Origin of the sequence: Nocardioides iriomotensis, from assembly GCF_004168035.1 — a bacterium.
In the GTDB taxonomy this organism is placed as follows: Bacteria; Actinomycetota; Actinomycetes; order Propionibacteriales; family Nocardioidaceae; genus Nocardioides_B; species Nocardioides_B iriomotensis.
In genome coordinates this window covers 36,882-50,511 of the sequence record NZ_SDPU01000035.1, presented here as the reverse complement: position 1 = coordinate 50,511, position 13,630 = coordinate 36,882, and the positions used below count along the sequence as shown (strand labels likewise).

Genomic DNA, 13,630 nt, shown 5'->3' with positions numbered 1-13,630 from the left:
ACCCTTCTCAGATGAACTTCTTGGACGCGAGGAAGTCGACCAGCGCCTTGGCGCCCGAGCCGTCCTCGTCGGTCACGATCTCGCCCGCGGTGCGCGGCGGCCGGGCGTCGGTCGACTCGACCACGCTCCACGCCGCACCCGCGCCCACCGACCCGGCGTCGACACCCAGGTCGGACAGCGACCAGGTCTCGACCGGCTTCTTCTTCGCGGCCATGATCCCCTTGAACGACGGGTAGCGCGCCTCACCGGACTGGTCGGTCACGCTCAGCACCAGCGGCAGCGAGCCCTCGATCGTGTCCGTGCTGGCGTCACCGTCACGACGAATCTTCACGGTCTCGCCCTCGACGGAGATCTCGGAGCCGAGCGTCACGCCCGGGACCCCGAGCCGCTCGGACAGCATCGCCGGGACGACACCCATGCCGCCGTCGGTCGAGGCCATGCCGCACACGACCAAGTCGTGCGGGATCTTCTTGATCGCCTCCGCGAGCACCAGCGAGGTGGCCAGCGCGTCCGAGCCCGCGATCGCGTCGTCGACCACGTGGACACCCTTGTCGGCACCCATCTGCAGCGCCTTGCGCACCGCGTCGGTCGCGTTCTCCGGGCCGACCGACAGCACCGTCACCTCGGTGTCATCAGCCTGCTTGTCCTTGATCTGGAGTGCCTGCTCCACGGCGTATTCGTCGAGCTCCGACAGCAGTCCGTCGACGCCCACGCGGTCGACGGTGTTGTCGTCCTCGAACTTCCGGTCCGCCGTCGCGTCCGGCACGTACTTCACACACACGACAATGTTCATGGCGTTTCGGCCCGCAACGGGCCCCTCCTCGTACGTCGGGTTGGCCCCGAGGTTACCCGCTGGTAGCAACGACCGGAACGGGCACCCGGGTGGGTTGGGTCACAGGGACGGGCAGGGCCGTCAGGGGCGGATGACGCGGTCCACGATCTTGCCCACCACCAGGAACGCCAGGGCCGCCAGGCCCCAGTTCACGAGCGCGGACTTCACCTGGTTGGGGTCCTTGGCGAACGTGAAGATGCCGTCCTCGCGGCTGAAGACCCCGAGGTCGAGGGTGTCCGCGCCGTCGAGGATGAACGTGACGACGGCGTTGTCCTGGTTGGCCTTGAGCGCGACCAGCAGGGCGCCGACGGCCAGGAAGAGCGCGCACACGACGGCCACCAGCCAGAGCAGCGAGGCGAGCTTGGAGCGGACGGTCGACGTCCCCTTCTTCACGGCCGCCGCGGTGCCGCGGCGCCGGTCGGCCCGGGTCGGAGCGGTCTTCGTCCCCGCGTCGGACGTCGTGGTCGTGGACGTGCTGGACGCCTCGGCCTTCTTCTCCGGCTCCGGCTTGTCGTCGGCCACGTCTGTCTCCTCCTCGGAAGTTCCCCGCACGATATCCGACGCTCGATGACACGAGAACCGGCGCGGAGGTGTGTGGCCAGTCACACCTCCGCGCCGGCGAGGACGCGCAGCCAGCGGGCGAACGGTCAGCCGGCCACCCGGAGCCGCTGCACGATCCGCAGGCCGACGAGCGCGAACGGCGAGAAGCCCACCAGCACGGCGATCGCGGTGGCCCAGGGCAGCGAGACCGGGATGAACATCAGCCCGGCGACGCCGCCGACCATCAGGGCGAGCGTGTACCAGCCGAGGACGCCGGACCGGGCCAGACCGGCCAGCAGCAGGAGCGGGCCGACGAGGGACAACATCTCCGTGCCGTTCCAGATCCACAGCAGGTCGGACGCCTTGAACATCGCGAACACCTCGGCGGCCTGGTCGATCGGCAGCAGCGTGCCGATCGACATGTTCCACCAGTCCGACAGGATCATCCCGGACACGTTGGTGAAGCCGAGCGCCGCGAGCAGCGAGCCGACCACCACGAGCCGGCTCCCCCGGCGCCCGCGCACCAGGGTCGGCGCCGCGAGGATGCCGAGGCCGATGAACAGGTTGCCGTAGTGCAGGAACAGTGCGGACACCTCGGTCTGGGTGAGGTTGCGCGCCAGCGAGGAGACGTAGTCGGCGTCGGCCATGCTGGCCTGCTCGGGTGACGTCACCATCCCGGCCGACCAGAGCAGCGGCGCCGCGAGCAGCGCGATCCCGGCCGCCCAGCGCATCGGGCGGGACGGGTCCGTGACGCGACCTCCTTCCTGCGTTGTCGTACCGGCGGGGTGGGCGGGGTGGGCGGTGTGCGTGCTCATGGCAGCTCCTGGTGAGTCGTTCGGTTGACGTCGACGACTCTCCGGCTCGGGCTCCTCGTCCGGCATCGGCCGCGACGCACCGACCCGGCTCCTCCGCGAGGAGGAACCGCGACACCTGCCCTCTGGTCCTCGAGAAGGATCACGCGGAGGGCGGCGCGCACCTACGGTGATGCCCATGCTCAGGAGGCTCACCACGGGACACCGCGCGTTCCCGCTCGTCGCGGCACCGGTGCTCGGCGTCCTCGGCGTCGTCGAGGCGGTGGCCGACCCGGAGTTCCGGGAGGACCTCGGGCTGCTCGTCCTCGTCGCGGGGTGGTTCGCGGGATGGTTCCTGGCGATGGCCCGGTGGCCGGCGGTCGGCGTGGTCGGTGTCGCGTTCTTCTACCCGATGACGGCGGTGCTCGGCGCCCCCGGACCGGGCGGCACCGGCCTGATCGCGGTGATGCTGGCGACCGGGTACGCCGGGTACGCCCTCGAGGCGCGGCGGTCGCTCGTCGCGGTGACCGTCGCGGTGCTCACGTTCGTCGGCACCGACATCGCCGTGCACGGCGTCGCGTGGGACACCGTCTTCTTCCCCGCCGTGTTCTACCCGGCCCGCTGGGTCGGACGGCTGGTCCGTCGCGAGCAGGAGCGCAGCGCGGAGCTGGTCGAGATGGCTGCCGCGCTCGACGCCCAGCGCGAGGCCTCGGTCCAGGCGGCGGCGCGGGAGGAGCGCACCCGGATCGCGCGCGAGGTGCACGACGCGGTCGCGCACTCGGTCAGCGTGATGACCCTGCAGATCGGCGGCCTCCGGCGCCAGCTCGGGTCGCTGCTCGACGGGCGCGACACCGAGCGCGACGTGCTGCTCGGGCTCGAGCGGCTCGGCCGCGAGACGGTCGAGGAGCTGCGCGCGCTGGTCGGGATCCTCCGCGAGCCCGGGTACGACGAGGCGCCCACCGCGCCCCAGCCCTCGCTGGCCCGGGCCGGCGACGTCGTCGACGACGTGCGGGCCGCCGGCCTCGACGTGCGGCTGGAGGTGTCCGGCGAGCCGCGCGAGCTGCCCAAGGCGCTCGACATCTCGGCGTACCGGATCGTCCAGGAGGCGCTCACCAACTGCCTGCGGCACGCGCCGGGTGGCGCGGCCACCGTGCACGTCGACTACGGCCACGACGCGGTCGACATCCGGGTCGTCGACGACGGCGGCCGCGGACCGGTCCCGGCGACGATCGGCGGGTCCGCCACGACCGGCGGGCACGGCCTCGTCGGGATGACCGAGCGCGCGCAGATGTTCGGTGGCACGCTGTCCACCCGCCGGGTGGGCTCCGGCTTCGAGGTCCACGCCCACCTGCCCACGAACAGGAGCCACCGATGACCGGCACGATCCGCGTCGCCCTGGTCGACGACGAGGCGATGGTCCGCGTCGGCCTGCGCATGGTGCTGTCCGCCGAGCCGGACCTGGAGGTCGTCGGCGAGGCGGCCGACGGCGGCGCGGCCGTGGCGATGGTCGCCGAGACCTCCCCCGACGTCGTCCTGATGGACGTCCGGATGCCCGGCGTCGACGGCATCGAGGGAGCCCGGCGCGTGCTCGCCGCCGCGCCGGAGGTGAAGGTCGTCGTGCTGACCACGTTCGACGAGGACGAGTACGTCGAGGCCGCGCTGCGCGCCGGTGTCAGCGGGTTCCTGCTGAAGGTGGCCCCGCCCGAGCGCCTGGTCGACGCGGTGCGCATGGTCGCGTCCGGCGGCGGGCTGCTCGACCCCTCCGTCACGGTGCGGGTGATCGAGTCGTTCGCGACCGCCGCGCCGGCGCGAGTGCCGCGCTCCGCCCGGCTCGACAGCCTGACCGAGCGGGAGCGCGACGTGCTGCGGCTGATCGGCCGCGGGCTGTCCAACGCGGAGATCGCCGCCGAGCTCTACCTCGGCGAGACGACGGTGAAGACGCATGTCTCCAACGTGCTCGCCAAGCTCGGCGTGCGGGACCGCGTGCAGGCGGTCGTGGCGGCGTACGAGAGCGGCCACGTCCGCCCGGGCGAGGCCCCGGGCACGGCCTAGGGTCTGGCCCTAGCGGCCGACGAACTCCGCCTTGCCCGGGCCGCTCTCGAGGAACGAGGCCATGCCGCGGGTGCGGTCCTCGGTCGCGAACAGCGACGCGAACTGCGCCCGCTCGATCTCCAGACCGGTCGCGAGGTCGACCTCGAGGCCCTTGTCGATGGCCTCCTTCGCCGCCCGCATCGCGAGGGTCGCGCCGCCGACGAACCGCTTGGCCCAGGCGACCGACTCGTTGTAGACGTCGGCGGCGGGCACGACCTTGTCCACCAGGCCGATCGCCAGCGCCTCCTCGGCCTTCACGAACCGACCGGTGAAGATCAGCTCCTTGGCCCGCGAGGGACCGACCAGGCGCGAGAGCCGCTGCGTCCCGCCGGCGCCGGGGATGATGCCGAGCAGGATCTCGGGCTGCCCGAGCGTCGCGTCGTCGGCGGCGATCCGGATGTCGGCGCACAGTGCCAGCTCGCACCCGCCGCCGAGCGCGTAGCCGGTGACCGCGGCGACGACCGGCTTGGGGATCTCGGCGACCGCGGTCATCGAGGACTGGAGCTTGCCCGAGCGCTCGACCATGTCGCGGTGCGACATCGTCGACATCTCCTTGACGTCGGCGCCGGCGGCGAACAGCTTCTCGCCGCCGTACACCACGACGGCGGCCACGTCGTCGCGCTCGGCCGCCTCGTGCGCGGCCGCCCGGATCTCCTCCTGGGTCGCCACGTCGAGCGCGTTCATCTTCGGCCGGTCGACGCGGATCGTCCCGACGCCGTCCTCGACCTCCAGCTGCACGAACTCGCCCACGTCGTCCTCCGCGTTGTTTCGTTGGTCCCGATGTCCTGGCGTACCGAACCCTAGCCACCTGGACGGTCTGAGACGTCGTCGCGTTGGGCACACTTGTCCGCGTGCAGGTGGATGAACCCGTTCCCGACATGTGGCCCGGCGAGCACCAGCCCCTCGGTGCGACGTGGGGCCCCGAGTCGACGAACTTCGCGGTGTTCGCCCCGGAGGCCACGCGGGTCGAGGTGTGCCTGGTCGACGACGGCCCCGAGGGACCGGTGGAACGGCGCTACCCGATGGCCGAGCGCACGCTGGGCATCTGGCACGGCGCGCTCCCCGGAGTCATGCCCGGCCAGCGCTACGGCTACCGCGCCGACGGCCCCTGGGAGCCCGACCGCGGCCGCCGGTTCAACCCCGCCAAGCTGCTGATCGACCCCTACGCCCGCGCGATCTCCGGCGAGGCGTGGCTGGTCGACGACGTCTACGCCCACGTGTACGCCGCCCCGTCCGAGGGCGAGCGGGTCCGGGCGGCCCGCATGCGCACCCGCGACGACCGTGACTCGCTGCAGTACGTCCCGCTGTCGGTCGTCACCAACGACGTCTTCGACTGGGGCGACGACGACCGGGTGCGCCCGCGGCACCGCTGGACCGACACGGTCGTCTACGAGCTGCACGTCAAGGGCTTCACCGAGCTGCACGACCGGGTGCCCGAGCACCAGCGCGGCACCTACGCCGGGCTGGGCTCCCCCGCCGTCGTCGACTACCTGCGCGACCTGGGCATCACCACCGTCGAGCTGTTGCCCGTGCACGAGATCGTGCCCGAGCGCCACCTCGCCGACCTCGGCCTGACCAACTACTGGGGCTACAACTCCATCGGCTACTTCGCGCCGCACCACGGCTACTCCTCCAGCGGTGACCGCGGCAACCAGATCGCGGAGTTCAAGCAGATGGTGAAGAACCTCCACGCCGCCGGCCTCGAGGTGATCCTCGACGTCGTCTACAACCACACCGCCGAGGGTGGCGCCGACGGCCCCTGTCTGAGCTTCCGCGGCCTCGACGACTACGGCTACTACAAGCGCGTCGAGTACGGACGGGACCCCTACTTCGACGTGACCGGGTGCGGCAACACCGTCGACACCACCTACCACCCGGCGCTGCGGGTCATCCTCGACTCGCTGCGCTACTGGGTCACCGAGTTCCACGTCGACGGCTTCCGCTTCGACCTCACCCCCGCGCTGGCCCGCGACCGCACCGCGATCGACCTGCGCGGCGCGTTCCTGACGACCATCGGCCAGGACCCGGTGCTGCGCCACGTGAAGCTGATCGCCGAGCCGTGGGACGCCAGCATGGACGGCTACCAGGTCGGCCGGTTCCCGCCGCCGTGGGTGGAGTGGAACGACCGCTACCGCGACACCATCCGCGACTTCTGGCGCACCCAGTCCGGCGGCATCCGCGACGTCGCGTCCCGGCTCGCCGGCTCCAGCGACCTGTACGCCGACGACGGCCGGTCGCCGTACGCCTCGGTCAACTTCATCACCGCCCACGACGGCTTCACGCTGCGCGACCTCGTCTCCTACAACCACAAGCACAACGAGGCCAACGGCGAGAACAACCGCGACGGCACCGACAACAACCGGTCCTGGAACTGCGGCGTCGAGGGCGAGACCGACGACAAGGTGGTCGCCGCGCTGCGCCGCAAGCAGGCCGCGAACCTCATGGCGACGCTGTGCCTGTCGACCGGCGTCCCGATGATCACCGCCGGCGACGAGCGCGGCCGCACCCAGCGCGGGAACAACAACGCCTACTGCCAGGACAACGAGCTGTCCTGGGTCGACTGGCGGCCCGACGACGCGTGGCTCGACCTCTACGAGACCACCAAGGCGGCCCTGCGGCTGCGGCGCGAGCACCCGGCGCTGCGGCAGCGGCACTTCCTCGAGGGCACCCCCGCCGTCGACGGCGGGCCCAAGGACCTCGCGTGGATCCACCCCGAGGGCCGCGAGATGACCGACGCCGACTGGTTCGACGACCGGCTGCACACGTTCGGGATGTTCGTCTCCGGCAGCCCGCTGCGCGACCGCGGCCCGCGCGGCGAGGTGCTGCGCGACGCGTCGTTCCTGCTCTGGTTCAACGCCCACCCCGAGCCCGGCAAGGCGACCCTGCCGCTCAACGACTGGGTCGACCGCGGCGAGGTGGTGCTGTCGACCGACTCCGGCCACCCGGTCGGCGAGCTGGTCGAGGCGGGCAGCGTCATCGCGATCGAGCCGCGCAGCCTGATCGTCGTCCGCCAGGCCTGACCCGCAGACGGCACGAGCCGGGTCCCCGTCGTGGGGGACCCGGCTCGTCGCACGTCACGGCGTCAGGCCGGCGGGTAGGTCACCTTGCCGAGCTCGGCGGGGCCGGCCAGGTGGGCGTTCTTCGGCAGCACCCGGACGGTGTAGCCGAAGGCGCCGGTCGACGACAGCCGGACCTTGCCCTCGAAGCGGTGCCGGCCGCCCTCGTATGTCTCGGCGTGCGCCAGCGACTCGGCGTGGGTGTCGACGAGGTTGTCGTCGTTGCCGATCCGGCCGTGCACGACCTGCACGTCCACGTCGTCGGGCGTCAGGTCGCCGAGCGACACGAACGCGCGCACCTCGAGCGTCTCGTTGAGGGCCGGGGTGTCGGCGACGCCGCTGGACTCGACGTGGTCGATCGCGACGCCGCGCCACGCCTCGCGGGTGCGCTTCTTCCAGGCGGCGAGCTCGACCGCGCCGGCGAAGTCGCCGTTGAGGGTGCGCGAGCTGGCCGCCGCGGGGGCGTACAGCGTGGTGACGTAGTCGCGCACCATCCGGTCGGCGAGCACCTTGGGCCCGAGCGACTTGAGGGTGTGGCGGACCATCGCGATCCAGCGGTACGGCACGCCCTCGGCGTCGTTGTCGTAGAACCGCGGCGCGACCTCGTTCTCGATCAGGTCGTAAAGCGCGCTCGCCTCGATGTCGTCACGACGGTCGGGGTCGTCGATGCCGTCGGCCGACGGGATCGCCCAGCCGTTGTTGCCGTCGTACCACTCGTCCCACCAGCCGTCGAGGATCGAGAGGTTGAGGCCGCCGTTGAGCGCCGCCTTCATGCCGGACGTGCCGCAGGCCTCGTAGGGGCGCAGCGGGTTGTTCAGCCAGACGTCGCAGCCCGGGTAGAGCGGCTGCGCCATCCCGATGTCGTAGTTGGGCAGGAAGACGATGCGGTGCCGCACCTCGTGGTCGTCGGCGAACCGGACGATCTCCTGGATCAGCTTCTTGCCGCCCTCGTCGGCCGGGTGCGCCTTGCCGGCGATGACGAGCTGGACCGGCCGCTCCGGGTGGAGCAGCAGGCTCTTCAGGCGCTCCGGGTCGCGCAGCATCAGCGTCAGCCGCTTGTACGACGGGACCCGGCGGGCGAACCCGATGGTCAGCACGTCGGGGTCGAGCGCGGAGTCGATCCAGGTCAGCTCGGCCGGGGCCGCACCGCGCTGCTTCCACGACTTGCGCAGCCGCTTGCGTGCGTCGAGCACGAGCTTCTCGCGCAGCGCCCGCTTGGTCCGCCAGATGTCCTGGCCGGAGATCTTGTCGGCCAGCTCGAACACCTGCGACGGGTGGTCGGCGTCGGGCTCGGGGCCGGGACGGCCGCCGTAGGACCTGACCAGGTCGAAGATCTCGCGCGCGACCCACGTCGGGGCGTGCACGCCGTTGGTGATCGAGCTGATCGGACGCTCGGACTCGTCGAAGTCCGGCCACAGGCCGCCGAACATGCCGCGGCTGACGTGGCCGTGCAGCTGCGAGACGCCGTTGGCGCGCTGGCCGAGGCGGAAGCCCATCACGGCCATGTTGAACACCGACGAGTCGCCGCCGGGGTAGTCCTCGGCGCCGAGCGCGAGGATCCGGTCGACCGGGACGCCCGGGCAGGCGTTGTCGCCGCCGAAGTATTGCGCGACCAGGTCGATCGGGAAGCGGTCGATGCCGGCCGGGACCGGGGTGTGCGTGGTGAACACCGTGCCGGCGCGGGACACCTCGAGCGCCACGTCGAAGGCCAGGCGCGGCCCCGTCTCGGTCAGCTCGCGGATGCGCTCCAGGCCGAGGAAGCCGGCGTGGCCCTCGTTGGTGTGGAAGACCTCGGGCGCCGGGGCGCCGGTGATCTGGGTGTAGGCGCGGATCGCCCGGACGCCGCCGATGCCGAGGAGCATCTCCTGGCGCAGGCGGTGCTCGCTGTTGCCGCCGTACAGGCGGTCGGTGACGCCGCGGATCTCGGGGCTGTTCTCCTCGGTGTCGGAGTCGAGGAGCAGCAGCGGCACCCGGCCGACCTGGGCCACCCAGACGCGGGCGGTGAGGGTGCCGTGGTCGGGCAGACCGATGGTCACCTTGGCGACGTTGCCGTCGGCGTCGCGCAGCGGCGCGATCGGCAGGCCGTCGGGGTCGAGGACCGGGTAGGTCTCCTGCTGCCAGCCGTCCCGGGAGAGGAACTGGCGGAAGTAGCCGTGCCGGTACAGCAGGCCGACGCCGACGATCGGCACGCCGAGGTCGCTGGCGGTCTTGAGGTGGTCGCCGGCCAGGATGCCGAGGCCGCCGGAGTACTGCGGCAGCACCGCGGTGATGCCGAACTCCGGGGAGAAGTAGGCGATCGACCGGGGCGCGTCCGCCGCGGCGGACCGCTGGTACCAGCGGTCGCGGGTCAGGTAGGTGCGCAGGTCCTCGTGGGCGGCCCCGAGCCGGGCGAGGAAGCCCTCGTCGGCGGCCAGCTCGTCGAGCCGGGTCTGGCCGACGTGCCCCAGCAGCTTGACCGGGTCGTGCCCCGCGGCCTCCCAGGCCTCGGGGTCGACGGCGGCGAAGACGTCCTGGGTCTCGGGGTGCCAGGACCAGCGCAGGTTGCCGGCCAGCTCACCCAGCGCGGCGAGCGCGTCGGGCAGGACGGGCTGAACGGTGAATCGACGGATTGCTCTCACGGGCAGCACGGTAGCCCAGAACGACTTGAACGATCCAATGTCCTGTCCAACCCACCCTGTCCCGTGACCGAGATCATCAGCCCGCGCGCGGACCCGGGGGTCCTTTTACCTACCGTCGCGTAACCCGTCTCACAGTCCGGCGTTAGAGGGGTCGTGCCGCCTACCGGCGCGCACGCCCGTCCTCACCTCGGAGGCTCACATGCCTGACCGTTCCCCGACCCGGAGCTGGCGGCGTGCCGCCGGTGCCGCCACCGCCGGGCTCCTCGTCCTCGGCGTGGCGGGGCTGCCCGCGAGCAGTGCCGGCGCACCCGCCCCCTCCTCGCTCGACGAGCTCGTGACCTGGGGCGACACGGCCCCCGGGTTGTCGAACCTCGACGAGCGCGGCTCCGTGCTGCCGACCGCGGCCCAGAAGGCGGCCGCGTCGCTGCTCCGGGCCCAGGACGTCACGGTCCGCTGGAACGACTTCGGGACGCCGGCCTCGGTGTCCTCCCCCACCGGCGACCTCGGCGCGGCGGCCGGCGACCCCGCCACCGCGGCCCGGACCTGGCTCGCCGCGCACACCGACCTGCTGGGTGTCAGCGCCGCCCAGGTGGCGGGTCTCGAGCTGGTCAACAGCCAGAAGCTCGCCGACTCCCCCGCCCGCGCCGTGCTGTTCCGCCAGCGCTTCGGGGACCTCACCCCCGCACTCGGCAGCATGGTCACCGTCGGCGTCGCGGACGGCAGGATCGCCTACGTCTCCTCCTCGCTGACCCGCACGACCGCGAGCCCCGACGCCGCGGTGCTCACGCCGACCCAGGCCTGGCTCAGGGCCGCCCAGAACGTCGGGCGCGACGTGGTCGCCGGCGACGTCCTCGACACCGTCGCGAAGACCGGCTGGACCCGCCTCCAGGTCGCGGGCTTCGCCCAGGAGCAGGTCGCCCGGCTCCGGGCGCTGGCGTTCGCCGACGGCTCGGTGCGGCCGGTCTTCGAGACCAACGTCGTGGACGTCAAGGGCGGCAGCGCGTTCGCCTACACGCTCATGGTCGACGCCGTCACCGGCCGCGTCCTGCACCGCGAGAACCAGGTCGAGCAGTCCTCCGACGCGGTGCCGTTCAACGGCGAGATCACCGCGACCGAGTGCGGGCCGCTGCACCCCTTCGAGCTCACCGACGACGCCACGAAGCAGATCAACGTGGTCGCGAGCGCGGCCAACCCGCTCAACGACATCGTCGTGAAGATCCTCGGCCCCGGCGGCGAGGTGCTCACCTCCGGTGACCTGCTCGCCAGCCCCGAGACCGTCAGCTACGCACCCGGCGGCACCCTGGCGGCCGGCATCTACAACGTGCAGGTCTGCCCGTTCGAGGACCCGACCGTGCCGTTCGTCGGCCCCGGCGCGTACGCCGGCGTGGTCACCACCTCCGACCAGGGCGGCGCCGAGGTCGGCGTCCCGCTGCCGCGGTGGACGTACTTCCTGGCCAACCCGGAGCTCAACGAGGACACCACCCACGTCCCGACCAACCGGGTCACGGGCTGCTGGCGCGTCACCGGCGCCGAGGGCTGCGACACCCCGCCCGGCTCGCTGGAGAACCTCGCCGCGCGCTCGCCGTGGGACCACGACTTCACCACCAACCTGCCGACCTTCACCACCGTCGGCAACGCCGCCTCGACCCACGAGGCGTGGTTGAGCCCGCTGACCCCGGGCGGCCTGTTCCAGGCGCCGGTCTCGCCGACCCGCGAGTACACCGCGGAGTTCACCGACGCCTGGCAGAACAGCCAGTGCGACCCGTCCCAGCTCGTACCGGGCGGCAACGACATCGACGCGTCGGTGACGAACCTGTTCGTCTCGCACAACCGGATGCACGACTACTCGTACTTCCTGGGCTTCACCGAGGCGAACTACAACATGCAGCAGAAGAACCTCGGCGCCAACCCGGACCCGACCCGCGAGAACGACCCCGAGGTCGGCAACGCCCAGGCCGGTGCGCTCACCGGCGGCTCGCCGTCGTACCTCGGCCGGGACAACGCCAACCAGATCGCGCTGCAGGACGGCATCCCCGGCATCACCAACCAGTACCTGTTCCAGCCGATCGCCGGCGCGTTCTACGCCCCGTGCACCGACGGCGGTCTCGACATGAGCATCGTCGGTCACGAGTACACCCACGCGATCAGCAACCGCATGATCGGCGGCCCCGACGAGGGCATCACCTCCGAGCAGGGCGGCGCGATGGGCGAGTCCTGGGGCGACCTGGTCGCCGGTGAGTACCTGTTCAGCCACGACTACTCCAACGGTGCCAACCCGTGGGCCGTCGGGCCGTACGCCACCGGCAACAAGCACGAGGGCATCCGCGACTACGCCATCAACGACAACCCGCTGACCTACGCCGACTACGGCTTCGACAGCACCGGTCCCGAGGTCCACGCCGACGGCGAGATCTGGAACGGCACGATGTGGGACGTCCGGCAGGCGCTGGTGGACAAGTGGAACTCCTCCTTCCCGTACGGCGACAAGGCGCTCCAGCTGCGGTGCGCGCGCGGCACCGCCACGAGCTCGCCGCTGCCGGCCGACCAGTGCCCCGGCAACCGCCGCTGGGTGCAGCTGATGTTCGACGCCTTCCTGCTCCAGCAGGGCTCGACGAGCATGCTCGACGCCCGTGACGCGATGCTCGCGGCCGACCAGATGCGGTTCGGTGGCGCCAACCAGAAGGTGCTGTGGCAGGCCTTCGCCCGCAACGGCATGGGCAGCGACGCGAGCACCCCGACCGCCGACGACAGCGAGCCCACCCCGGGCTGGCAGGCGACCGGCACGCCGTCCGCGACCGTGACGTTCGCGCCGAAGCAGGGCTCGGCCATGGCGCCCGGCAAGGTCTACCTCGGCCGCTGGGAGGCCCGCGCCACCCCGAGCGCCGACACCCTGCCCGCCACCCCGCTCGGCAGCAGCGTGAAGGTCGCGCCCGGCACCTACGACGTGCTGTTCGTCGGCGCCGGCACCGGCCACACCCGCAGCACGCTGACCGTGTCGGCCGGGCAGACCGTGACCAAGACGATCAGCGTCAAGCAGAACGTCGCCTCCGCCACGAGCGGCGCCAAGGTGATCGCGTCCAGCCCGGGCAGCCTCAACGCCGCCTCGCTGATCGACGACACCGAGGCCAGCAACTGGGCCGGCGTCAACGAGACCGACGGCGTCGACGTCACCAACCCGTACGTCGTCGTCGACCTCGCCGGCGGCGCGCACACGGTCCGCACCGCCCGGGTGAGCGCGATGCTGCGTCCGGCCGAGGCATCGGGCGACGAGCTGCCGCTGGCGGCCGCGACCGACGACGACCCGGGCTCGGGCTCGCGCTTCACCGCGCTGCGGAAGTTCGCGATCGAGGTCTGCCTGCAGTCCGCGGAGGTCAGCTGCGTCGGCGACGACGTCGCGTGGACGCGGATCTACACCAGCCCGGACAACGCGTTCCCGGGCGTCCGGCCGCGGCCGGTGGCGCCGAACCTCGCCCTGCGCGAGTTCGACGTCCCCGACACCAAGGCCACGCACGTGCGGTTCGTGGCGCTGGAGAACCAGTGCACCGGTTACGCCGGCTACGCCGGCGAGCTGGACAACGACCCGCTCAACGACACCGACTGCGCGGCGGCCTCCGACGCCGACCTCGCGGTGCGCGCGGCGGAGCTGCAGCTGTTCGAGTGACGCGCGGGTGACAGGCGCCGGGCCTGTCGGGGCTGCCTGGG

General features: G+C 72.1%; 9 protein-coding genes. 4 read left to right on the top strand and 5 right to left on the bottom strand.

The window, feature by feature from the left end; genetic code table 11:
* Positions 1 to 7 precede the first annotated feature (7 nt).
* The 3 genes from ETU37_RS19950 to ETU37_RS19940 form a co-directional block, all read right to left on the bottom strand.
* On the bottom strand, positions 8 to 775 hold the full coding sequence (locus ETU37_RS19950) for an electron transfer flavoprotein subunit beta/FixA family protein (RefSeq protein ID WP_240755852.1): 768 nt from the start codon (positions 773 to 775) through the stop codon (positions 8 to 10).
* A gap of 138 nt (positions 776 to 913) precedes the next feature.
* Positions 914 to 1,354 (bottom strand): hypothetical protein, encoded by a 441-nt coding sequence (locus ETU37_RS19945; RefSeq protein WP_240755851.1) that lies wholly within the window; start codon positions 1,352 to 1,354, stop codon positions 914 to 916.
* Between the two features lie 125 nt (positions 1,355 to 1,479).
* A complete protein-coding gene (locus ETU37_RS19940) occupies positions 1,480 to 2,187 on the bottom strand; it encodes a hypothetical protein (RefSeq protein ID WP_129989114.1) in 708 nt (235 codons plus the stop codon).
* Between the two features lie 175 nt (positions 2,188 to 2,362).
* On the opposite strand from ETU37_RS19940, the gene ETU37_RS19935 reads away from it, so the two are divergent.
* Both ETU37_RS19935 and ETU37_RS19930 read left to right on the top strand, forming a co-directional pair.
* Positions 2,363 to 3,538, top strand: coding sequence for a sensor histidine kinase (locus tag ETU37_RS19935; RefSeq protein ID WP_129989113.1), 1,176 nt, complete (start codon positions 2,363 to 2,365; stop codon positions 3,536 to 3,538).
* Positions 3,535 to 4,215, top strand: coding sequence for a response regulator (locus ETU37_RS19930; RefSeq protein WP_129989112.1), 681 nt, complete (start codon positions 3,535 to 3,537; stop codon positions 4,213 to 4,215). Before ETU37_RS19935 ends, ETU37_RS19930 begins: the two co-directional genes overlap by 4 nt.
* Before the next feature lie 9 nt (positions 4,216 to 4,224).
* Here ETU37_RS19930 and ETU37_RS19925 read toward each other — a convergent pair whose 3' ends face one another.
* The gene (locus ETU37_RS19925; RefSeq protein ID WP_129989111.1) at positions 4,225 to 5,004 is read right to left on the bottom strand and encodes an enoyl-CoA hydratase/isomerase family protein; all 780 of its coding nucleotides are present in this window, start codon (positions 5,002 to 5,004) and stop codon (positions 4,225 to 4,227) included.
* A 101-nt stretch (positions 5,005 to 5,105) separates the two neighbouring features.
* Here ETU37_RS19925 and glgX point away from each other — a divergent pair, with 101 nt between their 5' ends.
* A complete protein-coding gene (gene glgX / locus ETU37_RS19920; RefSeq protein WP_240755850.1) occupies positions 5,106 to 7,274 on the top strand; it encodes a glycogen debranching protein GlgX in 2,169 nt (722 codons plus the stop codon).
* A gap of 62 nt (positions 7,275 to 7,336) precedes the next feature.
* Here glgX and glgP read toward each other — a convergent pair whose 3' ends face one another.
* Positions 7,337 to 9,928, bottom strand: coding sequence for an alpha-glucan family phosphorylase (glgP, locus tag ETU37_RS19915; protein WP_129989110.1), 2,592 nt, complete (start codon positions 9,926 to 9,928; stop codon positions 7,337 to 7,339).
* A 199-nt stretch (positions 9,929 to 10,127) separates the two neighbouring features.
* Between glgP and ETU37_RS19910 the strand changes: the two genes are divergently transcribed.
* Positions 10,128 to 13,589 carry a M36 family metallopeptidase gene (locus ETU37_RS19910; RefSeq protein WP_129989109.1) on the top strand — a complete coding sequence of 1,154 codons (3,462 nt, stop codon included), beginning with the start codon at positions 10,128 to 10,130 and terminating at the stop codon, positions 13,587 to 13,589.
* Positions 13,590 to 13,630 lie beyond the last annotated feature (41 nt).